The organism is Quatrionicoccus australiensis (assembly GCF_020510425.1).
Taxonomy (GTDB): domain Bacteria; phylum Pseudomonadota; class Gammaproteobacteria; order Burkholderiales; family Rhodocyclaceae; genus Azonexus; species Azonexus australiensis_A.
In genome coordinates this window covers 2,857,688-2,879,703 of sequence record NZ_JAHBAH010000001.1, presented here as the reverse complement: position 1 = coordinate 2,879,703, position 22,016 = coordinate 2,857,688, and the positions used below count along the sequence as shown (strand labels likewise).

At 59.6% G+C, this 22,016-nt stretch carries 30 protein-coding genes and 1 pseudogene; 5 read left to right on the top strand and 26 right to left on the bottom strand.

Features of this window, described 5'->3' with window-relative positions:
- Nucleotides 1–807 carry a class II glutamine amidotransferase gene (locus KIG99_RS13875; RefSeq protein WP_226460689.1) on the top strand — a complete coding sequence of 269 codons (807 nt, stop codon included), beginning with the start codon at nucleotides 1–3 and terminating at the stop codon, nucleotides 805–807.
- Here KIG99_RS13875 and tatC read toward each other — a convergent pair whose 3' ends face one another.
- The 10 genes from tatC to hisB form a co-directional block, all read right to left on the bottom strand.
- A complete protein-coding gene (gene tatC / locus KIG99_RS13870; protein WP_226460688.1) occupies nucleotides 808–1,608 on the bottom strand; it encodes a twin-arginine translocase subunit TatC in 801 nt (266 codons plus the stop codon). It lies immediately after the preceding gene.
- On the bottom strand, nucleotides 1,605–1,994 hold the full coding sequence (gene tatB, locus KIG99_RS13865) for a Sec-independent protein translocase protein TatB (RefSeq protein WP_226460687.1): 390 nt from the start codon (nucleotides 1,992–1,994) through the stop codon (nucleotides 1,605–1,607). Before tatB ends, tatC begins: the two co-directional genes overlap by 4 nt.
- A 77-nt stretch (nucleotides 1,995–2,071) precedes the next feature.
- Nucleotides 2,072–2,302 (bottom strand): Sec-independent protein translocase subunit TatA, encoded by a 231-nt coding sequence (gene tatA / locus KIG99_RS13860; protein ID WP_226442541.1) that lies wholly within the window; start codon nucleotides 2,300–2,302, stop codon nucleotides 2,072–2,074.
- Between the two features lie 9 nt (nucleotides 2,303–2,311).
- Complete coding sequence (locus KIG99_RS13855; protein WP_226442540.1) at nucleotides 2,312–2,662, bottom strand: histidine triad nucleotide-binding protein; 351 nt, start codon at nucleotides 2,660–2,662, stop codon at nucleotides 2,312–2,314.
- Nucleotides 2,659–2,985: a phosphoribosyl-ATP diphosphatase gene (locus tag KIG99_RS13850; RefSeq protein ID WP_226442539.1), complete on the bottom strand. Its 327-nt coding sequence runs from the start codon at nucleotides 2,983–2,985 to the stop codon at nucleotides 2,659–2,661. Before KIG99_RS13850 ends, KIG99_RS13855 begins: the two co-directional genes overlap by 4 nt.
- Nucleotides 2,982–3,383, bottom strand: a complete 402-nt coding sequence (hisI, locus tag KIG99_RS13845; RefSeq protein WP_226460686.1) for a phosphoribosyl-AMP cyclohydrolase — start codon at nucleotides 3,381–3,383, stop codon at nucleotides 2,982–2,984. The genes KIG99_RS13850 and hisI overlap by 4 nt, the downstream gene beginning before the upstream one ends.
- On the bottom strand, nucleotides 3,380–4,138 hold the full coding sequence (gene hisF, locus KIG99_RS13840) for an imidazole glycerol phosphate synthase subunit HisF (RefSeq protein WP_226460685.1): 759 nt from the start codon (nucleotides 4,136–4,138) through the stop codon (nucleotides 3,380–3,382). Before hisF ends, hisI begins: the two co-directional genes overlap by 4 nt.
- Entirely contained in the window at nucleotides 4,138–4,878 is a 741-nt protein-coding gene (gene hisA / locus KIG99_RS13835) for a 1-(5-phosphoribosyl)-5-[(5-phosphoribosylamino)methylideneamino]imidazole-4-carboxamide isomerase (protein ID WP_226442536.1), read from the bottom strand. The genes hisF and hisA overlap by 1 nt, the downstream gene beginning before the upstream one ends.
- Nucleotides 4,879–4,915: 37 nt before the next feature.
- The gene (gene hisH, locus KIG99_RS13830; protein ID WP_226460684.1) at nucleotides 4,916–5,548 is read right to left on the bottom strand and encodes an imidazole glycerol phosphate synthase subunit HisH; all 633 of its coding nucleotides are present in this window, start codon (nucleotides 5,546–5,548) and stop codon (nucleotides 4,916–4,918) included.
- Complete coding sequence (gene hisB, locus KIG99_RS13825) at nucleotides 5,545–6,132, bottom strand: imidazoleglycerol-phosphate dehydratase HisB (protein ID WP_226460683.1); 588 nt, start codon at nucleotides 6,130–6,132, stop codon at nucleotides 5,545–5,547. Before hisB ends, hisH begins: the two co-directional genes overlap by 4 nt.
- An 80-nt stretch (nucleotides 6,133–6,212) precedes the next feature.
- Here hisB and hisC point away from each other — a divergent pair, with 80 nt between their 5' ends.
- Nucleotides 6,213–7,283, top strand: coding sequence for a histidinol-phosphate transaminase (gene hisC / locus KIG99_RS13820; RefSeq protein WP_226460682.1), 1,071 nt, complete (start codon nucleotides 6,213–6,215; stop codon nucleotides 7,281–7,283).
- 5 nt (nucleotides 7,284–7,288) lie between these two features.
- Nucleotides 7,289–7,495 carry a hypothetical protein gene (locus KIG99_RS13815; RefSeq protein ID WP_226460681.1) on the top strand — a complete coding sequence of 69 codons (207 nt, stop codon included), beginning with the start codon at nucleotides 7,289–7,291 and terminating at the stop codon, nucleotides 7,493–7,495.
- A 27-nt stretch (nucleotides 7,496–7,522) separates the two neighbouring features.
- On the opposite strand, the gene KIG99_RS13810 is transcribed toward KIG99_RS13815, so the two are convergent.
- The 16 genes and pseudogenes from KIG99_RS13810 to KIG99_RS13735 form a co-directional block, all read right to left on the bottom strand.
- Nucleotides 7,523–8,044, bottom strand: coding sequence for a chromate transporter (locus KIG99_RS13810; RefSeq protein WP_226460680.1), 522 nt, complete (start codon nucleotides 8,042–8,044; stop codon nucleotides 7,523–7,525).
- A complete protein-coding gene (locus KIG99_RS13805) occupies nucleotides 8,041–8,604 on the bottom strand; it encodes a chromate transporter (protein WP_226460679.1) in 564 nt (187 codons plus the stop codon). Before KIG99_RS13805 ends, KIG99_RS13810 begins: the two co-directional genes overlap by 4 nt.
- Nucleotides 8,605–8,617: 13 nt before the next feature.
- Nucleotides 8,618–9,919 carry a histidinol dehydrogenase gene (gene hisD, locus KIG99_RS13800; protein WP_226460678.1) on the bottom strand — a complete coding sequence of 434 codons (1,302 nt, stop codon included), beginning with the start codon at nucleotides 9,917–9,919 and terminating at the stop codon, nucleotides 8,618–8,620.
- Nucleotides 9,920–9,924: 5 nt separating this feature from the next.
- A complete protein-coding gene (hisG, locus tag KIG99_RS13795; RefSeq protein WP_226442528.1) occupies nucleotides 9,925–10,569 on the bottom strand; it encodes an ATP phosphoribosyltransferase in 645 nt (214 codons plus the stop codon).
- An 82-nt stretch (nucleotides 10,570–10,651) separates the two neighbouring features.
- Nucleotides 10,652–10,909 (bottom strand): translation initiation factor IF-1, encoded by a 258-nt coding sequence (gene infA / locus KIG99_RS13790; protein ID WP_226442527.1) that lies wholly within the window; start codon nucleotides 10,907–10,909, stop codon nucleotides 10,652–10,654.
- Between the two features lie 107 nt (nucleotides 10,910–11,016).
- On the bottom strand, nucleotides 11,017–11,223 hold the full coding sequence (locus tag KIG99_RS13785; protein WP_226442526.1) for a cold-shock protein: 207 nt from the start codon (nucleotides 11,221–11,223) through the stop codon (nucleotides 11,017–11,019).
- 305 nt (nucleotides 11,224–11,528) lie between these two features.
- Nucleotides 11,529–12,782, bottom strand: coding sequence for a UDP-N-acetylglucosamine 1-carboxyvinyltransferase (gene murA, locus KIG99_RS13780; protein ID WP_226460677.1), 1,254 nt, complete (start codon nucleotides 12,780–12,782; stop codon nucleotides 11,529–11,531).
- Complete coding sequence (locus KIG99_RS13775) at nucleotides 12,775–13,017, bottom strand: BolA family protein (RefSeq protein WP_226460676.1); 243 nt, start codon at nucleotides 13,015–13,017, stop codon at nucleotides 12,775–12,777. Before KIG99_RS13775 ends, murA begins: the two co-directional genes overlap by 8 nt.
- A 4-nt stretch (nucleotides 13,018–13,021) precedes the next feature.
- On the bottom strand, nucleotides 13,022–13,774 hold the full coding sequence (locus tag KIG99_RS13770; RefSeq protein WP_226460675.1) for an ABC transporter permease: 753 nt from the start codon (nucleotides 13,772–13,774) through the stop codon (nucleotides 13,022–13,024).
- Between the two features lie 53 nt (nucleotides 13,775–13,827).
- Nucleotides 13,828–14,490 (bottom strand): annotated as a pseudogene (locus KIG99_RS13765) (ABC transporter ATP-binding protein); the annotation flags it as partial.
- Nucleotides 14,491–14,500: 10 nt separating this feature from the next.
- Nucleotides 14,501–14,782: an STAS domain-containing protein gene (locus tag KIG99_RS13760; RefSeq protein WP_226460674.1), complete on the bottom strand. Its 282-nt coding sequence runs from the start codon at nucleotides 14,780–14,782 to the stop codon at nucleotides 14,501–14,503.
- Nucleotides 14,779–15,402: an MlaC/ttg2D family ABC transporter substrate-binding protein gene (locus KIG99_RS13755; protein ID WP_226460673.1), complete on the bottom strand. Its 624-nt coding sequence runs from the start codon at nucleotides 15,400–15,402 to the stop codon at nucleotides 14,779–14,781. Before KIG99_RS13755 ends, KIG99_RS13760 begins: the two co-directional genes overlap by 4 nt.
- A gap of 17 nt (nucleotides 15,403–15,419) precedes the next feature.
- The gene (locus tag KIG99_RS13750; RefSeq protein WP_226460672.1) at nucleotides 15,420–16,145 is read right to left on the bottom strand and encodes an MlaA family lipoprotein; all 726 of its coding nucleotides are present in this window, start codon (nucleotides 16,143–16,145) and stop codon (nucleotides 15,420–15,422) included.
- Nucleotides 16,142–16,612, bottom strand: a complete 471-nt coding sequence (mlaD, locus tag KIG99_RS13745; RefSeq protein WP_226460671.1) for an outer membrane lipid asymmetry maintenance protein MlaD — start codon at nucleotides 16,610–16,612, stop codon at nucleotides 16,142–16,144. Before mlaD ends, KIG99_RS13750 begins: the two co-directional genes overlap by 4 nt.
- Nucleotides 16,609–17,403: a lipid asymmetry maintenance ABC transporter permease subunit MlaE gene (gene mlaE, locus KIG99_RS13740; protein ID WP_226460670.1), complete on the bottom strand. Its 795-nt coding sequence runs from the start codon at nucleotides 17,401–17,403 to the stop codon at nucleotides 16,609–16,611. Before mlaE ends, mlaD begins: the two co-directional genes overlap by 4 nt.
- Nucleotides 17,396–18,208: an ABC transporter ATP-binding protein gene (locus KIG99_RS13735; RefSeq protein ID WP_226460669.1), complete on the bottom strand. Its 813-nt coding sequence runs from the start codon at nucleotides 18,206–18,208 to the stop codon at nucleotides 17,396–17,398. Before KIG99_RS13735 ends, mlaE begins: the two co-directional genes overlap by 8 nt.
- Nucleotides 18,209–18,556: 348 nt before the next feature.
- On the opposite strand from KIG99_RS13735, the gene KIG99_RS13730 reads away from it, so the two are divergent.
- Together KIG99_RS13730 and KIG99_RS13725 are read left to right on the top strand one after the other, a co-directional pair.
- The gene (locus tag KIG99_RS13730; RefSeq protein WP_226460668.1) at nucleotides 18,557–20,302 is read left to right on the top strand and encodes a type II secretion system protein GspD; all 1,746 of its coding nucleotides are present in this window, start codon (nucleotides 18,557–18,559) and stop codon (nucleotides 20,300–20,302) included.
- A 31-nt stretch (nucleotides 20,303–20,333) separates the two neighbouring features.
- Entirely contained in the window at nucleotides 20,334–22,016 is a 1,683-nt protein-coding gene (locus tag KIG99_RS13725; protein ID WP_226460667.1) for a GspE/PulE family protein, read from the top strand.

Here is a 22,016-nt window from a genome sequence, read left to right as displayed (position 1 = left end):
ATGTGCCAGCTACTGGGCATGAATGCCAACGTCCCGACCGATATCTGTTTTTCGTTCACCGGCTTCCAGGCCCGCGGCGGCGCCACCGACGTGCATTCCGACGGCTGGGGCATCGCCTTTTTCGAAGGCCGGGGCACGCGGCTCTTCCTCGACCCGAATCCCTCCTGCACCTCACCGGTGGCCGAACTGGTTCGCCAGTATCCGATCAAGTCGACGAACGTCATCGCCCATATCCGCAAGGCGACCCAGGGGGCCATCGGCCTCGAGAACACGCATCCCTTCCGGCGTGAACTGTGGGGGCAATACTGGATCTTTGCGCACAACGGCAATCTGCTGAATTTCGCGCCCGAACTGGATGGCAACTTTCTCCCGGTCGGCCTGACCGACAGCGAGCGCGCCTTCTGCTGGCTGTTGCAGCAATTGCGCCAGCGCTTCGGCAGCCATTGCCCGGCGCATGCCGAATTGTTTGCCGCCCTGCACGCACTGACTCTTGAGGTCGCTCGCCACGGCGAGTTCAATTTCCTGCTCTCGAATGGCGACTGGCTGTTTGCGCATGCCTCGACCCGGCTCAGCTACATCATCCGGCAGGCGCCGTTTGCCGAAGCACACCTGAACGATCAGGACATTACGGTCGACTTCCGTGCCCTGACCAATTTCCATGACCGGGTTGCCGTCATTGCCACCCTGCCGCTGACCGACAATGAACGCTGGCAGGAAATGCCGCCCGGCACCCTGTGGTGGTTTGCCGAGGGCGATGTCGTGGAGAGGCGGGAAACCATGCCCGGCCCCGTCAAGAAGGCCGGCTGACTACTTTTCCAGGTTGCGGAAAGCGGCTTCGGCAGCATCCATTTCGGCCTCGGCAGCCGCGTCGACCGCTGGGGCGCGAGGCTTGGAAACCAGATGCGAGGCCAGGATGCCCAACTCGTAGAGCAGGCACATCGGAATCGCCAGTGCCAGTTGCGACACCACGTCCGGCGGCGTCACCACCGCAGCGACGACAAATGCGCCGACGATGAAGTAGGAGCGCCATTCCTTGAGCTTTTCCACGGTCACCACGCCGAGCTTGACCAGCACGACGAGCGCCACCGGCACCTCGAAAGCCAGGCCGAAGGCGAGGAACATGGTCATCACAAAGGACAGGTAGGCTTCGATATCCGGCGCCGGCGTGATGCTCTTCGGGGCAAAACCGGTGATGAAATGGAAGACCTGGCCGAACACGAAGTAGTAGCAGAAGGCCATGCCGAGCATGAACAGGAAGGTGCTGGAAATGATCAGCGGAATGCCCAGGCGCTTTTCATGGTCGTACAGACCGGGCGCGATGAAAGCCCAGGCCTGGTAAAGGATGAACGGCAGGGCAAGCACGAAGGCGACCATGGCGGTCACCTTGAGCGGCACCATGAACGGCGTGATGACGCCGATCGCAACCATCTTGGTCCCTTCCGGCAGGGCGCTCGTCAGCGGCGCCGCCAGGAAATCGTAGATATCACCAGGACCGGGGTAGAAGCAGAGAATGCCGAGCACCACGCCAACCGCGATCAGGCTGCGTAGCAGGCGATCGCGCAATTCGACCAGATGCGAAATGAAAGACTCTTCCGGGCTGTCGCTCATGCTGCGGTTTTTTCCGGCGGGGTAACGACAGACGGGGTGGCAACAGGCGACTCTTGCACGGCAGACTGGGCTGTTGCCTCAAGCTCGGCAACCGCCGACTGAGCTTCCTGGAAGGGCGAAGCCAGCGTACTCTGGGCTGCGTCAAACTCGCTGCGCACCGAGCTTTCCAGCGTGCGGGCCGATTCGGCAACCTGGGACTGCAGCTTTTTCAGCTCGTCCAGTTGCATCTCGCGACTGATGTCGGATTTGACATCATTGACGTAGCGCTGCGCCCGCCCGAGCAGGAGGCCGAGCGTGCGCGCCACCTTGGGCAGGCGCTCGGGACCGATGACGACCAGCGCCACGATGGCGATGACGATGAGTTCAGAAAAGCCGATATCGAACATAGATTCCTGGGATCGAGGATTCAGGAGCGCGGATCGAGCAACATATTCACTCGATCCTCAATCCTGACAACTGGCTCCTAGCCCTTGGTCTTTTCCTTGACTTCAACATCGATGGTCTGGCCACTGACCTGCTGCGTCGCCTGCTCTTCAGCCGGTTTGTTGTCAGCCGTGGCTTCCTTCATACCATCCTTGAAACCCTTGACGGCGCCGCCCAGGTCCTGGCCCACGTTACGCAATTTCTTGGTGCCGAAGACCAGCATGACGATGACCAGAACGATCAACCAGTGCCAAATGGAAAAACTGCCCATGACTTTCTCCTAGATACGTTTCAGCATCGGACCGACCGGGTCCGGACCGCCGACGATATGCGCGTGTAGATGCGGCACTTCCTGCTGCCCCACACGACCGGTGTTGATGATGACACGGAAGCCGTCCGGGCTTCCTTGCGCAACGGCAATTTCGTTGGCCTTGGCGAGAATCTTGCCGAGCACCAGCGTATCCTCGGGCGTGGCCGTGGCCAGTGAGGTAATGTGCTTTTTCGGGATGACCAGCACGTGGACCGGTCGGGCCGGGTTGATGTCGTTGAAGGCGAGGATGTCTTCGTCCTCGAACACTTTCTTCGCCGGAATCTGGCCCGCCACGATCTTGCAGAAAATGCAGTCGCTCACTTGGCGCCCCGTGCCGCCTTTTCGTCGATACCGGAAATGCCTTCACGCCGGCGCATTTCCTGGGAAACGTCCTCGATGCTCAAGCCGTAGAAGGCGAGCAGGACGAGTACGTGGTAGATCACGTCGGTCGATTCCCAGACGATGTTCAGACGCTTGCCATCCTTGCCGGCCATGATCAGCTCGGCGCACTCTTCGCCGATCTTCTTCAGGATCGAATCCGGGCCTTCGGAGAACAGCTTGGCGGTATAGGATTTTTCCGGGTCGGCGTTGCGACGGGAAGCCAGCGTCTCGGAGAGACGGTGCAGGATGTCATGCGTGCTCATTTTGCGTAGATTTCCTTAGGGTCTTTCAAAACCGGATCGACGGGAACCCATCGTTCCGCCTGTAATTCATTGAAGAAGCAGCTTACCCGTCCTGTATGACAGGAAATATTGCCGACCTGTTCAATCGACAGCAGCAGGACATCACCATCACAGTCGGTACGGATCGACTTGATTATCTGGAAATGTCCGGACTCTTCGCCCTTGCGCCACAGGCGCTTGCGCGAACGCGACCAGTATACCGCGTTGCCCGAACTGACCGTTTCCTGCAGCGACTCGCGATTCATGAAAGCGAACATCACGACGCGCCCGTTCTCGTCCTGGGCAATCGCCGGAATCATGCCGTCGGCGTCCCACTTGAGCGCCTCCAGCCAGGGCAACGCGTTATCGAGGTCGCTCACAGGCGAACCTCGATGCCGCGGCCGGCCATGTATTCCTTGGCCTGGCGCACGGTGTATTCGCCGAAATGGAAGATGGAAGCGGCGAGCACGGCATCGGCCCGACCTTCGGTGACGCCGTCGGCCAGGTGCTGCAGATTGCCGACCCCGCCCGAGGCGATCACCGGAATCTTTACGGCATCGGAAACGGCGCGAGTCAGCGCCAGATCGAAACCATTCTTGGTGCCGTCCCGATCCATGCTGGTAAGCAGGATTTCACCGGCGCCGAGCATTTCGACCCGTTTTGCCCAGTCGACCGCATCGAGGCCGGTATTGTTGCGACCGCCATGCGTAAATACCTGCCACTGGCCCGGTGCCGTCTGCTTGGCATCGATCGCCACGACGATACATTGCGAACCGACCTTGCTCGACGCGTTGAAGACGAGATCCGGATCATTGACCGCAGCGGTGTTCATCGAAACCTTGTCGGCCCCGGCGTTGAGCAGGCGCCGCACGTCCTCGACCTTGCGCACGCCGCCACCGACGGTGAGCGGAATGAAGACCTGCTCGGCGCAGGCTTCGATGATGTGCAGGATGATGTCGCGCTGGTCGCTGGACGCCGTGATATCGAGGAAAGTCACCTCGTCGGCGCCCTGCTCGTTGTAGCGGCGGGCGATCTCGATCGGATCGCCGGCATCGCGCAACCCGACGAAATTGGTCCCCTTGACGACCCGGCCAGCCGTGACATCAAGACAGGGAATGATGCGCTTGGCGAGCATCAGGCGCCCAACTCGTCGGCCAGCGCCTGCGCTGCCTTGAAGTCGAGGGAACCGTCGTACACGGCACGCCCGGCGATGGTACCGACCACGCCTTCCTTTTCAACGGCGCACAGCGCCTTGATGTCGTCGAGGTTGGACAAGCCGCCGGATGCGATGACCGGAATGGTCAGCGCCTGGGCGAGACGCACGGTAGCTTCGATATTGAGGCCGGAAAGCATGCCATCGCGACCGATGTCGGTATAGATGATGGACTCGACGCCGTAATCCTCGTACTTCTTGCCGAGGTCGACAACGTCATGACCGGTCAGTTTCGACCAGCCGTCGGTCGCCACCTTGCCGTCCTTGGCGTCGAGACCGACGATGATGTGACCGGGGAAGGCGACGCAGGCATCGTGCAGGAAGCCAGGATTCTTGACCGCGGCGGTACCGATGATGACGTAGCTCAGGCCAGCATCGAGGCAGCGCTCGATGGTATCGAGATCGCGGATGCCACCGCCCAACTGGACCGGAATTTCATCGCCGACTTCAGCCAGGATGGCCTTGATCGCCACCTGGTTCTTCGGCTTGCCGGCAAAGGCGCCGTCCAGGTCGACCAGATGCAAACGACGGGCGCCCTGTTCCAGCCAGTGCCGGGCCTGTTCGGCCGGGCTGTCGGAGAAGACGGTGGCCTGTTCCATCAGGCCTTGCTTGAGACGGACACATTGGCCGTCCTTCAGGTCAATTGCGGGAATAATCAGCATGGGATATCAGAAGAAGGGGAAGGCAACAGGAGGCGTCTCAGGGACGCCACTCAACAAAGTTTTGCAGTAGCTGCAGGCCGTCGCGGGCGCTTTTCTCGGGGTGGAACTGAACCGCGAAGATATTATCCCGGCCCACCGCACAGGTAAAGGGGACGCCATAGTCGCAGGCGCCCATCACCAGCGCCGGATCGGCGGGTTCGACGAAATAGCTGTGCACGAAATAAAAGCGTGCACCATCGGCGATGCCACGCCACAACGCGTGTGGTGTCTGGCGCACCTCATTCCAACCCATGTGCGGCACCTTCAGGCGCTCGCCACTCGGCAGGTACATTTTTTCGTCGGGGAAACGTTTGACATTGCCCGGGAACACGCCCAGCGCCGGCACATTGCCCTCGTCGCTGTGTTCGAAAAGCATCTGCTCGCCGACACAGATGCCGAGGAACGGCTTATCCCTGGCGGCAGCCAGCACGGCAGCGCGCAGGCCGCGGTCATCCAGTTCGCGCATGCAGTCGGGCATCGCGCCCTGGCCGGGGAACACGACCCGCTCGGCAGCCGCCACAACCGCCGGATCGGCAGTCACGATAACCGGCTTGCCGCCGGCGACATGCTCCAGCGCCTTCGACACGGAACGCAAATTGCCCATGCCGTAGTCGATAACGGCGATGCTCACAGCGACCCCTTCGTCGACGGCATGGCGCCGGCCATGCGCTCGTCAGGCGTCACCGCCATGCGCAGGGCGCGACCGAAGGCCTTGAAGATGGTCTCGGCCTGATGGTGGGCATTCTTGCCACGCAGGTTGTCGATGTGCAGCGTCATGCCGGCGTGGTTGACCAGGCCGTGGAAGAATTCGGAAACCAGGTCGACATCGAACTGGCCGATCACGGCGCGCGTGAATTCGCAGTTGAGTTCGAGTCCGGGACGCCCGGACAGGTCGATGACGACGCGCGACAGCGCTTCGTCGAGCGGCACGTAGCTGTGGCCGTAACGGGTCAAGCCTTTCTTGTCGCCCCAGGCCTTGGCCAGCGCCTGGCCAAGCGTGATGCCGATATCCTCGACCGTGTGGTGCGCATCAATGTGCAAATCGCCCTTGGCCACGATGTCGAGATCGATCAGGCCATGTCGGGCGATCTGGTCAAGCATGTGGTCGAGAAAGGGAACGCCGGTGGCGAATTTGCCCTGACCGGTGCCATCAAGATCGAGACGCACGGTGATCTGCGTCTCCAGGGTATTGCGTGTGATTTCGGCTTGCCGCATGGGTAAAGGCTGCAAAAGGCATTTGATCGGAGGGCCATGATACCATTTCGGCCTACTTTTAAGCTTCCCGTGAAAACCCCATGAGCCGCTTCTGGAGCCAGGTCGTCAATGACCTTACCCCCTACGTCCCGGGCGAACAGCCCAAGATCGCCAACCTGATCAAGCTCAACACCAACGAAAACCCCTACCCGCCCTCCCCCCGGGCGCTGGCGGCGATCCAGGCCGAGCTCGGCGACAACGCGGCGCGCCTGCGCCTCTACCCGGACCCGAACGCCGACCTGCTCAAGAACGCCATCGCCCGCACGCATGCGGTGACGGCCCGCCAGGTGTTCGTCGGCAACAGCTCGGACGAAGTGCTGGCCCACGTGTTCATGGCGCTGCTCAAGCACGAGCAGCCCATCCTCTTTCCGGACATCACCTACAGCTTCTACCCGGTGTATTGCGGCCTGTACGGCATCGCTTACCAGACCGTGCCGCTCGCCGACGATTTCAGTATCAATCCGGCCGATTACACCGGTCGACCGAACGGCGGCATCATTTTCCCCAACCCGAATGCGCCGACCGGCCGCCTGCTGCCACTTGACGCCATCGAACAGATTCTCGTCGCCAATCCGGATTCGGTGGTCGTCGTCGATGAGGCCTATATCGACTTCGGCGGAAAATCGGCCATTTCCCTGGTCGACCGCTACGACAATCTGCTGGTCACCCACACGCTGTCGAAATCACGCTCCCTGGCCGGCCTGCGCGTCGGTTTCGCGATCGGCCACCCGGTGCTGATCGAGGCACTGGAGCGGGTCAAGAACAGCTTCAACTCCTACCCGCTCGACCGCCTGGCCATCGTCGGCGCCGTCGCCGCGATGGAAGACAGCGCCTGGTTCGAAGAATGCCGCACCAAGGTGATCGCAACGCGCGAAACACTGAGCGCGGAACTGGGCGAACTCGGTTTCGAGGTTCTGCCGTCCGCCGCCAATTTCATTTTTGCCCGCCACCCGCAGCACGACGCCGCCGAATTGGCCAAGGCGCTGCGCGAACGCAGCATCATCGTCCGCCACTTCAAGCTGCCGCGCATCGACCAGTTCCTGCGCATCAGCATCGGCACCGATGCCGAATGCCAGGCTCTGACCACGGCCCTGCGCGAAATCCTCGGCTGAAGCCCATGGAAACCATCTGGAAACGTCCGGACGGCAGCATCGTCGCCTGCACCGAGAAAATCAAGGTGCTGCGCGAGAACCTCGAAGAACTGCGCCAGATGGCGCAGGACGCCTTCGAGGATGCACTGCTGATGGAATGCGAGGAAGGCCAGATCCGCGCCGTCTTCCAGGAAGTCATCGCCGGGCTGCACAACCCTTACCAGCAGTCCTAGCGGTCGACTGCCGTCCGGCAGGCAAAATCAGACGAGCCCAGCCAGACCGAGCGCCGCGCCGATGCCGATGAACCACAACGGATGCAACTTGCTGCGCAGACTGGCAAACAGCGTCGCGCCGACCAGCAACCAGGCCGACCAGCCGAAACCCGCCGCCTGCGCGATCAGCGTTGCGCCGGAGAAGATCAGGCCGACCGCAAGCGGCGCCACACCAAGGCTGATCGCCTTTTGCCAGCGCTTGCCGGCGAAGCTTTCCCAGCGGTCGATCAGCAGATAAATCAGTACGCTCATCGGCGCACACATCGCCAGCGTGGTTGCCAGTGCCCCGACCAGACCGGCAATCTCCCAGCCAATCAAGGTAACGACCAGCACGTTCGGCCCCGGCGCCGCCTGGGCGATGGCGTACAGATGCGTGAAGGTGGTGTCATCGAGCCAGTGATGCTGCTCGACCACGACGCGATGCATCTCGGGCAGCAAGGCCGTCGCGCCGCCAAAGGCGACGCCGGAGAGCAAGACAAACTCAAGGAAGAGTTCGAGGACGAGGCTCATTTTTTACCCAGCCGCCACCAAGCCACGCCGCCGGACAGCACCAGGCCGCCGAGCATGACCAGCGGCATCGGCCAGCGCAGGAAAGCAATGGCGCCAACGGTCAACAGCGTAAAAGGCAGGAAAAAGACTTTTTCCTTGATCGCCGCGCCCATGCGCCAGGCCATGGCAAAGAGCAGGCCGCAACCGACCGCCGCAATGCCGCGCAACATCGCCTGCGCCTGCGGCAGATTGCCATAACGGTCGTAGATCATGGCCAGCAACAGCACAATGGCAAACGGCCCGGCCAGCAGACCGAGCGGCGCGACGATGGCACCGGCCAGGCCGCCGTAACGCTTGCCAACCACCACCGCCAGATTGACCACGTTCGGACCCGGCAGAAACTGGCAGAGACCGAGTTGGGCGTTGAATTCCTCGGCCGTCATCCACTGCTTTTCCTCGACCAGCATGCGCCGGGCAAAGGGCAGCACACCGCCAAAACCGGACAGGCCGACCGCGGAAAAGCCGAAAAAAAGCGCCCGGAGGTCCGGGCGCTTGGGCATCAATTCAGTCGCAGCGGTCAACGGCTTTTCCGGCTCAGTTTTCCAGCCGGAACTCGGCCGACTTGGCGTGCGCCGGCAGACCTTCACCCTGCGCCAGCGTCGAAGCGATGCGCCCGAGCGTCTGCGCGCCGGCCTTCGACACCTTGATCAGGCTGGTCCGCTTCTGGAAGTCATAGACACCGAGCGGCGAGGAGAAACGCGCGCTACCGGAAGTCGGCAACACGTGATTCGGACCGGCACAGTAATCGCCGAGCGACTCGGAGGTGTAGTGACCGATGAAGATGGCGCCAGCGTGGTGGATCTTGCTGACCCACGGATCGGGCTCGGCGAGCGCCAGTTCGAGATGCTCCGGCGCGACGCGGTTGGCGATGGCAATCGCCTCTTCCAGATCGCGCACCAGGATGAAAGCGCCGCGATTGGTCAGCGAGGTTTCGATCGTCTCGCGACGCGGCATGCTCGGCAGCAGCTTTTCGATGCTGGCCTGCACCTGCTCGATGAAAGCCGCGTCGGTACAGATCAGGATGGATTGCGCCAGTTCGTCGTGCTCGGCCTGCGAGAACAGGTCCATCGCCACCCAGTCCGGATTGCCCGAACCATCGGCGACAACGAGAATTTCCGACGGGCCGGCCACCATGTCGATGCCGACGATACCGAACACCCGGCGCTTGGCCGTGGCGACATAGGCATTGCCCGGCCCGACGATCTTGTCGACCTGCGGCACGCTCTGCGTTCCGTAGGCGAGCGCCCCGACCGCCTGCGCCCCGCCCATCGTGAACACGCGGTCAACGCCGGCCAGACAGGCCGCCGCCAGCACCAGCGCATTCTTTTCGCCGCCCGGCGTCGGCACGACCATGATCAGTTCCTTGACGCCGGCCACCTTGGCCGGAATCGCGTTCATCAGCACGGACGACGGATAAGCCGCCTTGCCGCCCGGCACGTAGAGACCGACACGGTCGAGCGGCGTGATCATCTGGCCGAGCATGGTGCCGTCGGCTTCGGTGTAGGACCAGCCTTCGAGCTTTTGTTTCTCGTGGTAGACGCGCACGCGCTGCGCGGCCGCTTCGAGCGCCGCACGCTGCTCAGCCGGCAAACCGTCGAGTGCCGTCTGCATTTCTGCCTTGGACAGTTCAAGGTCAGCCATGCCGCCTGCGCTCAGGCGATCGAAACGATTGGTGTATTCGACCACCGCCGCATCGCCGCGCGCCTTGACGTCGGCGAGGATGCCGGCGACGGTGCGCTCGATGCCTTCATCGGACGCCGCCTCGAAGGCGAGCAGCGCGTTCATTTTTGCCGTGAAATCGGCGTCGACCGTTGAAAGACGCTTGATGGCGACCATAGGGATTATTTCTCCACCGCCTGTGCGAAGGCGTCGATAATCGGTTGCAGGGTTTCGCGCTTGACCTTGAGGGAAGCCTGATTGACCACCAGACGGCTGGAAATGTCCATGATGTGCTCGCAGGCCACCAGCTTGTTGGCCTTCAGCGTGCCGCCGGTCGACACCAGGTCGACGATGGCATCGGCCAGACCGGCCAGCGGCGCCAGTTCCATCGAGCCGTACAGCTTGATCAGATCAATATGGACGCCCTTGCTGGCGAAATGTTCCCGCGCTGTCTGGGTGTATTTGCTGGCGACCTTGAGGCGATTGCCCTGGCGCACGGCATTGGCGTAATCGAAGCCTTCGGGCACGGCAACCATCATCCGGCACTTGGCGATCTTGAGATCGAGCGGCGAGTACAGGCCTTCGCCACCATGCTCGATCAGCACGTCCTTGCCGGCCACGCCGAGATCGGCGGCGCCGTATTGCACGTAGGTCGGCACGTCGGTCGCGCGCACGATGACAACACGGACTTCAGGACGATTGGTCCCGATGATCAGTTTGCGCGAGGTTTCCGGGTTTTCGGTCGGAACGATCCCTGCCGCTGCCAGCAAAGGCAGGGTTTCGTCGAAAATGCGGCCCTTGGACAGGGCAATGGTGATGGTCGTCACGGGGAATCTTGCTCGATTGGCGAAACCGCTATTTTAGCAGAGCCGGCAAATCCCCGAGACGCCAGGGCACTTCAGATCGTGCTTATTGGTGGCGTGCAGCGTAAGCCACGGCAGAACGCTCGTCCTTGTGACGGAAGCTGATGCGCGCCTTGGTCAGATCGTAAGGCGACATTTCCAGCGTCACACGATCGCCGGCGAGAATACGGATGCGGTGCTTGCGCATCTTGCCCGAGACATAGGCGACAACTTCAACACCGTTTTCCAGCGTGACGCGGAAACGGGTATCCGGCAAAACCATGGCGACAACGCCCGGCAGTTCAATGATTTCTTCTTTAGCCATGCAATGATTCTCCTGCACAGGCTACGACACAGCCAATGCGATATTTCTGGAAACAAAAAAGCCCGGCGGACGCCGGGCTTTTGTCGAAGCTTGCGCTTTCGCCTGACTTATTCAGCAGGGCGAATGTTGGCAGCTTGCTTGCCCTTCGGGCCGGTGACGATGTCGAACGTCACTTTTTGGTTTTCGGCCAGGGTCTTGAAGCCGTTGCCTTGAATGGCAGAGAAGTGAGCGAAGAGGTCTTCGCCGCCTTCAGACGGGGAGATAAAACCAAAACCTTTGGAGTCGTTGAACCACTTGACGGTACCAGTTGCCATGAATAGCTTCCTTGGAAAAAACAGTAGAACAGGCCGGCTAAACACAAGCCCGAGAAAAATACGAGAATCAAGACCGAGGAGCTGACAAACCGAAAAGCAGGTAACGAATAAACGCTACTAGCCGGGTACGGCGTAGGCACAAAACACTGCCTGGAAATCCCGAAGCCCGCAGTATGCCCTCTTCAATCAGTAATGCAAAGACATTTTTACGTCAGCCGGAGGTCGACCGATGAAAAGCATCCGATTCAACGAATAAACAACACTCCGGACAGGGTTAAGCCCCGCCCGGCCTTGTCGCACAACGCTTAATGGACGCGCTTGACCTGCGCCCCGAGACGCGCCAGCTTTTCCTCGATCCGCTCGTAACCGCGATCGAGATGATAGATCCGGTCAATCAGCGTCTCACCCTGGGCGACCAGAGCGGCAATTACCAGCGAGGCCGAGGCGCGCAGATCGGTGGCCATGACCGTTGCCCCTTCCAGGCGGTCGACGCCGCGCACGATGGCATTATTGCCTTCGATCTGGATGTCGGCCCCCAGGCGCACCAGTTCGCTGACATGCATGAAGCGGTTTTCGAAAATGGTTTCACGAATCGTCGCAACGCCCTCGGCGACGCAATTGATCGCCATGAACTGCGCCTGCATGTCGGTCGGGAAAGCCGGGTACGGCGCCGTGCGCAGGCTGACCGCCTTGAGGCGCTTCGGCGCGACCAGACGGATTGCATCGCGCTCGACGGTGATGTCGCAACCGGCATCCATCAGCTTGTCGACCACGGTATCGAGATAGGCGGCCGAAGTCTTGAGCAGACGAACGTCGCCGCCGGTCGCCGCCGCCGCACACAGGTAGGTGCCGGTCTCGATGCGGTCGGGCATGATGGCGTGCGTTGCACCATGCAGCTTTTCGACGCCCTGGATACGGATGATGTCGGTGCCGGCCCCGGAAATACGTGCCCCCATGCTGACCAGGCAGTTGGCCAGATCGACCACTTCCGGCTCGCGCGCCGCGTTTTCGATGATCGTTTCGCCTTCGGCGAGACAGGCAGCCATCATCAGGTTCTCGGTGCCGGTCACGGTAACCATATCGGTACAGATGCGGGCGCCCTTCAGACGCGCAGCCTTGGCATGAACATAGCCCTGCTCGACCTTGATTTCGGCGCCCATCGCCTGCAGGCCCTTGATGTGCTGGTCGACCGGGCGCGCCCCGATGGCGCAGCCGCCAGGTAACGACACCCGCGCCTCGCCGCAGCGCGCAACCAGCGGACCGAGCACGAGGATCGACGCACGCATGGTCTTGACCATCTCGTAGGAAGCCACCGGATTGTTCAGGCCGCCACCATTGAGTTCGAGGCCATCAACCCCGTCGATAGTCACGCCAACGCCCATGTCGCCGAGCAGACGCAGCATCGTCGAAATGTCGTTGAGATGCGGCACATTGGTAAAATGCACCGGATCGGAGGTGAGCAGCGAAGCGCAGAGAATCGGCAGCGCTGCATTCTTGGCACCTGAAATCGAGATTTCGCCGGAAAGGGCATTACCGCCCTGAATCAATAACTTATCCACGCTGGGCGCTCCATTCTTCCGGGGTCAGGGTTTTGAAGGAAAGGGCATGCAACTCCCCGGTCGCGAGCTTTTCCTTGAGGGTTTGATAGACACGTTGCTGACGCTGAACGCGGCTCTTCCCGATAAACTCAGCACTGACCACGAGCGCCTCGAAATGCTGGCCATCGCCGTCGAGCGAAAGATGATCGCAGGACATGCCGGCGAGAATGAGTTCCTTGATTTGATCGGGATGCATGGGTTCAGGCTCTTAGTTTCCAGCCACGCTTGAGCAGATTGAGCGTCAGCAACGACACTCCTGCAAAGCAGGCAAAGACGACAGCCAGACTGATTTCGGGCGCCACGTCGGAGACGCCGAAAAAGCCATAGCGGAAGCCGTCTATCATGTAAAAAACGGGATTGTAATGCGACAGGCGTTGCCAAAACGTCGGCAACGAGTAAATCGAGTAGAAGACACCGGACAACATGGTCAGCGGCATGATCAGGAAGTTCTGGAAGGCAGCAAGCTGGTCGAACTTTTCCGACCAGATGCCGGCAATCATGCCGAGCGCCCCGAACATCGCACCGCCGCACAGGGCAAACGCAACGATCCAGAGCGGCGCCACTACCTGCAAATGGGTAAACCAGACTGTCGCCAGCAAGACCCCCGCCCCGACCATCAGGCCGCGCGCCACCGCGGCCAGGACATAGGCGGCGAAGAATGCACTGTAGGGAATCGGCGGCAGCAGCACGAAAACAATCGAGCCGGTGATCTTGGCCTGGATCAGACTGGATGACGAGTTGGCAAAGGCATTCTGCAGGACCTGCATCATGACCAGGCCAGGCACCAGGAAAGTCGTATAGCCGACACCGTGCACCTGCACATGCTCATCAAGCACATGACCGAAGATCATGAGATAGAGCAATGCCGTGAGCACCGGCGCCCCGACGGTCTGAAAGGCGACCTTCCAGAAACGCAGCAACTCCTTGTAGAACAGGGTCGAGAAACCAATCATTGATTCATCGCCTGCACAAAAACATCCTCCAGCGAGCCGCCGGGATGCGCCGCCATCAGATTGGCGGTGCTGTCGAGCTTGATGACCCGCCCCTGCTTCATCAGGGCAATGCGACCGCACAGGGCTTCCGCTTCCTCCAGGTAATGCGTAGTCAGGATAATGGTGTGTCCCTCGCCATTGAGACGACGGACAAATTGCCACAAGCCCTGACGCAACTCGACATCGACCCCCGCCGTCGGCTCGTCGAGGACGATGACCGGCGGCTTGTGCACCAGCGCCTGGGCGACCAGCACGCGGCGCTTCATGCCGCCCGACAGGCGGCGCATATTGACGTCAGCCTTGCTGGTCAGATCGAGGTTGTGCAGGATCTCGTCGATCCAGTCGTCGTTCTTGCGAATACCGAAATAGCCAGACTGAATCTGCAGGGTTTCACGGACGTTGAAAAATGGATCGAAGACCAGTTCCTGCGGCACAACACCAAGCAAACGGCGCGCCTCGCGAAAATCCTTGATCACGTCGTGGCCGAGCACTTTCAGCGAACCCGAATCCGGCCGCACCAAGCCCGCCAGCGAGGAAATCAGCGTCGTCTTGCCGGCACCATTCGGACCGAGCAGACCAAAAAACTCGCCTTCGGCGATTTCGAGGGAAACCCCGGCCAGCGCCTGCAGCGAGCCAAAATGCTTGACGACGTCAACGATGGAAACGGCAGCCGGCATAGCACTCCCCTCAGGCGAGGGGCAACAGTTCGGAAACGCCGTAAAGCTCAGCCAGGGAACGCACGCCGGTTGGAATATGGGCAAATTTGAGCGTCGACCGTGTCGCTGGTGCCGCACGCAACCACCCCAGCATCACCGCCACGGCGGAGGAGTCAGCCTCGGTCACACCGGAGAAATCGAATATCTGTTCACCTTCCGCCAAAGCGGAACAGCCTGCTTCAAGCAGGCTGCGCGCATTGGCGATGATCAGCGGCACCTTGACAACAAGGCGCCCGGCTTCACGCTCGATCATTTTTTCTCGGCCTTGACTGCGGGATCAAGCGACTTGTTCTTCGCTGAAATGGAGGCAATCAGACCATCGATGCCGGCATTGCGAACCTCCTGCCCGAACTGTTCGCGATAATTGGTGACCAGACTGATCCCCGCCACCGTCACGTCGTACACCTTCCAGCCCGACTCCAGCTTTTCCAGGTTGTAGTCGAGCTGAACCGGCTTGCTGCCCGGCTGCAGGATATCGGTACGCACCAGCACGTCGGATTCACCCGGTGCCATCTTGAACGGCTTGTAAACGACCTTCTGATTCTTGTATCCGACCAGAGCATTCGAGTAGGTACGCACCAGCAAGGTCTTGAACTCGACCACCAATTGCTGCTGCTGACCGGCACTGGCCTTTTTCCAGTCCTTGCCGACAGCAAGCGCCGTCATGTGGGGGAAATTGAAGTGCGGCAGGACCTTCTTGTCGACCAGATCGATAACCTTGTGGGTATTGCCGTTCTGGATATCCTTGTCCTTGCGGATAATATCCAGCACCTCTTCCGTCACCTGCTGAATAAGCGCATCCGGCGCCTCCTGAGCACAAGCAGAGGCAGCGACAAAACCGGCAAAGAAGAGGGCAAATAGCTTTTTCATCATCGTTAATCTAAGTTGAATCAATCGTCCAGCCGCGGCGGGCGGCCATCGAAAATCTGGTTGCGGCGACGTTGCAGATAGGCATCGCGCACGTAAGCATACTTGTCCAGCGCAGCCTCTTCGACCACCTTGTCGGCCGGCAGCAAACTGGCCCGAATATCGACGATACGCAGCGCACTCATGCTGTTGCGAACAGTAACCGGCCGCACATAACGCACAGGATCGGCAAAGGAATCAGCCCCCCAGCCCGCAGTATCGCGCAGCGTGCGCGGCCCGATGATCGGCCAGTAGAGATAGCCGCCATCCGCCACACCCCACACGGCGAGCGTCTGCCCGAAGTCCTCATCATGCTTTTCCAGGCCGAGTTCGCTGGCAACATCGAAGAGACCCAAAATACCCACCGTCGAGTTGATCAGCAAACGCCCGGCATCGATGCCGGCATCGGAAAACTTGCCCTGCATCGCACTATTAACACCGATCCAGAGATCACTCGTATTACCGAAAAAATTGCCGACACCGGCCTTCACCGGCAACGGTGCGACCTTGTCGTAAGCCTGCCCGAGCGGTTTGATCAGCGCCTTGTCCACGGCCTCATTGACCGAGAACATGGTGCGATTGAAGCCCTCATACGGATCACGCGGATTATCTTCAGCCGAAACCCCTCCGGCGAACGTTAACGCCAGCAGGGCGCCAACCAGAAGTCGGCCTCGCGAACCAAGCCTCAGCAATTCAAGCTTCACCGTCATTTTTTATCCTGTCCTTCTGCCGCCTTGCTGAAAAGAAACTGACTGATCAGCTTTTCGAGAACCACAGCCGACTGCGTTTTGGTAACGGTGTCGCCCGCCTGCAACATCTTTTCATCACCACCGACATCAAGGCCGACATATTGCTCACCGAGCAAACCAGCCGTGTAAATCGAAGCGAAAGTATCCTTTGGGAAACGGAAGCGACCATCGATGCTCAGGGTCACAACAGCCTCATAGCTCGTCGGATCAAGCTTGATATCGGTAATCCGGCCAACCAGTACGCCGGCACTCTTCACCGGCCCACGCACTTTCAACCCACCGATGTTATCAAACTTGGCCTGCAGCGTATAAGTTTCAGACAGATTGGCCGATGAAAGGTTGCCCACCTTTGTCGCCAAAAACAACACGGCAGCAAGGCCCAGCGCCACAAAAAAACCGACCCAGAGGTCGAGAGCGGTACGGTTCATGAAGTTCCCCGGAACATGAACGAAGTGAGAACGAAATCGAGTGCAAGGATGGTCAAGGCCGATGTCACCACGGTACGCGTAATTGCCCGTGACACCCCCTCGGCCGTCGGCACCGAATCGTAACCTTCGAAAACGGCAATCAGCGATACCGCGATGCCAAAAACAAAACTCTTGATGATGCCGTTCCAGATGTCGTAGCGCCAATCAACGCCAGCCTGCATTTGCGACCAGAAGGCACCATCATCAACACCGATGAACACCACGCCGATCAACCAGCCGCCAAGCACACCCATCGCAGAAAACATCGCCGCCAGCAAGGGCATCGAGATGACGCCCCCCCAGAAACGCGGCGCCACAACACGGGCAATCGGATTGACTGCCATCATGTCCATGGCCTTCAACTGCTCGGTTGCCTTCATCAGGCCAATCTCTGCAGCCACCGAGGTACCGGCGCGCGAAGCAAACAGCAAGCCGGCAACCACCGGCCCCAACTCCCGCGTCAAGGACAAGGCCACCATGATCCCCAGTGCCTCGGTCGACCCGAAGCGCTGCAGGGTTTCAAACCCCTGCAAGCCAAGCACCATGCCGACAAAAAGACCGGACACCAGAATGATCACCAGCGAAAGCACGCCGCTGAAATATATTTCGCGCAAAGTCAGCGGCAGGCGACGGAAGGCCGTACCGGAATGGGTCAGGATCGCGAACAGAAAACGGGTCGCAAAACCCAGTCGCCAGATACGTTCCACAACAGCATGACCAAGCTTGCGCAACAACACCGCCGGACTAAACATGCGTATCTCCGGCCAGAAACTGCTGCTTCACCGAGGGCGCCGGGTAATCAAAACGCACCGGACCATCAACCTCGGCATGCACAAACTGGTGCACAAATGGATCGCGCGAGGCCCGGATTTCATCCGGCGTACCCTCTGCAACAATCTGACCATTCGAAATGAAGTAAATGTAATCAACGATCTGCAAGGACTCCTGCACATCATGGGTCACCATGATTGAGGTCGCCCCCAGAGCATCATTCAACTTGCGGATCAACTGCCCAATGACACCCAGTGCAATCGGATCAAGACCGGTGAAAGGCTCGTCATACATCACCAGCATCGGATCAAGCGCAACCGCACGCGCCAGCGCAACACGCCGCGCCATGCCCCCTGACAACTCACCAGGCATCAGCTTGTGGGCGCCGCGCAGACCAACCGCCTCAAGCTTCATCAAGACGAGGTCGCAGATCATTTGCTCGGAGAGGTCAGTGTGCTCACGCAACGGAAACGCGACATTCTCGAACACGGAAATATCGGTAAACAGCGCGCCAAACTGGAAAAGCATGCCCATTTTGCGCCGCAGACGATAAAGCTCCGCCTCCGACATTTCACAAACCTGATGCTTTTCCAGACGAACGCGCCCGCCGGTCGGTCGCAATTGACCACCGATACAGCGCAGCAAGGTTGTCTTGCCACAACCTGACCCCCCCATGATGGCAACCACCTTGCCGCGCGGGATCTTCATGTTGATCCCCTGCAGCACCGGCCGCCCGTCATAGTTGAACTGAAGGTCTTCGATATCGACCAGAATGTCGTCCGACAAAGCACCACCCTCGAAAAAGTCATGCGATTTTAGCAGACTCGCCCGCCAACACTGCCATTCAATATCGCGAAACCGACTTGGGATCTGCTCTGAGAACTTGGCTGATCATTGCGACCACCTTGAGCAAACGTCAATCGAAACTTCGCTGATGCACGAAGGGACAGATCAGGCTGGATACATTAGGGCGACACAAGCAACCGGAGCATCACAAAAATTTACAAATCCAAAATGAATAATTTAATGGCAATAGTCTAAATTTCACCGAGAGAAGTTCCGTCACAAAACCCCTATCCGATGAGATCAAGCTCGATGAGAGTCGGTGTTACCACGTTGGCACCTCATTGTCTGATGCTGATAGCCTGTTCAAACACAGCACCATACGCACTACCAAAAGGGCACCTGAGCAGCGAACCCGCCCAACAGACTCGACCTCAAGTACCACACAACTCGCCAGCAACACGCACACCATCTGCAGAAAACAGGGAAAACATCCCCTCCCCGGAAACTTACAGCGTCATCGTCAACAATGTCGCTGTTCACGACCTGCTGTTCGCCTTGGCCAGAGATGCAAAAATCAATATTGACATCCACCCCGGCATCACTGGTCTGGTCACATTGAATGCCATAGACCAGACGCTGCCGCAACTACTGGCCCGAATCACGAAACAGGTGGACATGCGCTTCGAGATGGAGGGCAAAAACCTGGCGATCATGCCCGACACGCCTTTCCTGCGCCACTACGGCGTGGACTACGTAAATATTTCCCGCAACATGACCGGCACTATTGCCGCGAACAGCCAGATCACAAGCGGCCTGCCCGGAAGCGCATCGACGTCATCCAGTTCGGGCAACTCGGCCGGCAACGTCTCGAACACCCGGATAGAGAACACCTCGAAAAACCAGTTTTGGGAAACACTGGAACAAAACATCAAGGACATCCTGCGCGAAACCGACAAAATATTCCCGGAAGGCTCCAGCGAAACACTGATCGAACAAAGCAGCAACCAATCCGCAACCGGTCTGGCTGCGCTCACGCATAGCAGTGGCAAACGTACAGCCCAGAACGGCCAGTTGCTTCAACCCATACCAACCGCCAACGCCAGCGCTCAAGCCAGCGGCAACGCCACCCTGCGCCGCAGCACTTTTCGCGAAGCAGCATCAGTGATCATGAATGCGGAAAGCGGCGTGATTGCCGTACGAGCAACCCAGCGCCAGCATGATCGCATCCACGAATTCATCGAGCAGGTGGCCAACTCAGCACGACGCCAGGTGCTGATCGAAACCACCATCGCAGAAGTGACGCTGAAGAATGGCTACGAGCAGGGCATCGACTGGACACAACTGGGCGGCAAAGGCCTCATCGAATACTTGGGCAATCCCCTTAAAAGCACCGTCAACATGCGCTACACCCGGGATCAGAATCCCAACGCGCTGATCAGCTTGCTCGAAACATTCGGAACAACCAAAGTACTCTCCAGCCCCCGCCTTTCGGTACTCAACAATCAGACCGCACTGCTCAAGGTTGTTGAGAACTATGTCTACTTTACGGTCAAGGCCGACACCACCAGCACCGCCAACGTTGGCACATCAATCACGTACACGACGACACCGCAAACCGTATCGGTCGGACTGGTCATGGGCGTCACACCGCAAATCAGCGCCAACGACATGGTTACCTTGAACATTCGACCAACCATCACCAGCGTAGGCCGTGAAATCGCTGACCCCAACCCGGATCTACGCAAAAATGGCATCGAAAACCTCGTCCCCATGATTCGCACCCGTGAAGTGGAATCTGTCATGCGCATCGCCAGCGGCGACATCGCCATTCTGGGCGGACTGATGGAAGACCGGATTGACTATCAGACGCAGCGCGTCCCACTGCTCGGGCAAATACCGATCGCCGGCGAATTGCTGAACAACCGCAACAACCTGAGTCAGAAATCGGAACTGGTCATATTTCTCCGCCCGATCATCGTCAAGGATGCAGACATCAATGGCGACTACCGAAACTTGCGCGAGATGCTCCCCGAGAAAAATTTCTTCAGGCAACCCGATGAAGCCCGACCTCTCAGTTTCCTCCCGAACCATTAAGGGAGGCACTTACGAAACAGGTGGCGCACGCTTGCCGCTTGGTCGAAAGCTGATCGAGGAAGGACTACTCTCAGAAGACCAGCTACGTATCGCACTGCAGGAGCAAATGCAGCAGGATCTGCCGCTCGGAAAACTGCTGGTTGCACTTGGCTTCATCTCGGAAACCGTCCTGCGCGATGCCTTGTCGGCAACACTGGGGCAACGCAGCATCGATCCGGGCAAGGCCATCATCGATCCACAAGCCATCCGGATGGTTCCCCATGACGTGGCAAAACGCCACCATATCCTCGCCGTGGCTTACGACGAGCAGCAGCAACGCCTGACCCTAGCCATCCCCGATCTCCACAATATCGTTGCCCTTGATCAGGTGAGTGCCGGACTGGCAGAAACGGTAGAGATCGAAACCTGGCTCGCCGGCGAATCGGAAATCGACCAGGCGATTGATCGGCATTACGGCCACGAATTATCGATAGACGGCATTCTGCACGAGCTCGAAACCGGCGAAATCGACTGGTCCAGCCTGTCGACCGCCGGTGACGAATACCGCCAGCCGGTCGTCCGCCTGGTTGACGCAATTCTCAGCGACGCCGTCAAACGGCGCGCGTCGGATATCCATTTCGAACCGGAAAACAGTTTCCTGCGCATCCGCTACCGGATCGACGGCATGCTGCGCCAGATTCGCGCCCTGCACAATTCCTGCTGGCCACCCATGATCGTGCGCATCAAGGTGCTCGCCGGAATGAATATTGCCGAGAACCGCGCCCCGCAGGATGGCCGGATCAGTCTGAGCATTTCCGGGCGAGCGGTGGATTTCCGGGTTGCCAGCCAATTGACCCTGCATGGCGAAAACATCGTGCTGCGCATCCTTGACCGCCACAAGGGCATCGTCCCACTCGAGCAGTTAGGCCTGAGCGAAAAACAATTGGTGCTGTTGCAAACCATGATCGCGCGCCCGGAAGGCATCATCCTGGTGACCGGCCCGACCGGCAGCGGCAAGACAACGACGCTCTATTCGATACTGAACCACCTCAATGTCGAGGGGGTCAATATCATGACCCTGGAAGACCCCGTCGAATACCCACTGCCGCTGGTCCGCCAGACCTCAATCTCGGAAGCGACCCGCCTGGATTTTGCCAGCGGCATTCGCTCAATGATGCGCCAGGATCCCGACATCATCCTGGTCGGCGAAATCCGCGATGCCGACACCGCCGAAATGGCGTTGCGAGCGGCAATGACCGGCCACCAGGTGTACTCCACCCTGCATACCGGCTCGGCAATCGGCGCCATTCCCCGGTTGCTCGACATCGGCATGCAGCCGGGCATCATCGCCGGCAACATGATCGGCATCGTTGCCCAGCGTCTGATCCGTCGCCTCTGTGCACACTGCAAGTCGCCCCATTCGGCAACACCGGATGAAGTGCGACTACTTGCCCTACCGGTCGACACCGAGAAAACCACGCTTTTCCGCGCAGCCGGCTGCACCCACTGTGATTTTCAGGGGTATCGCGGCCGCCTGGCGATTATGGAAATACTGCGTATCGATGCCGCGATTGACGAACTCATCGCCCGCCAGGCAAGCGCCCGCGAGATCTTTAGCCAGGCATTGCAAAGCGGATTCGTTCCATTGATTGACGATGGCTGCCGCCGTGTCCTTGACGGCAGCACATCGCTGAGCGAGCTGGGCCGCGTCGTCGATCTAAGCAACCGGATGTAG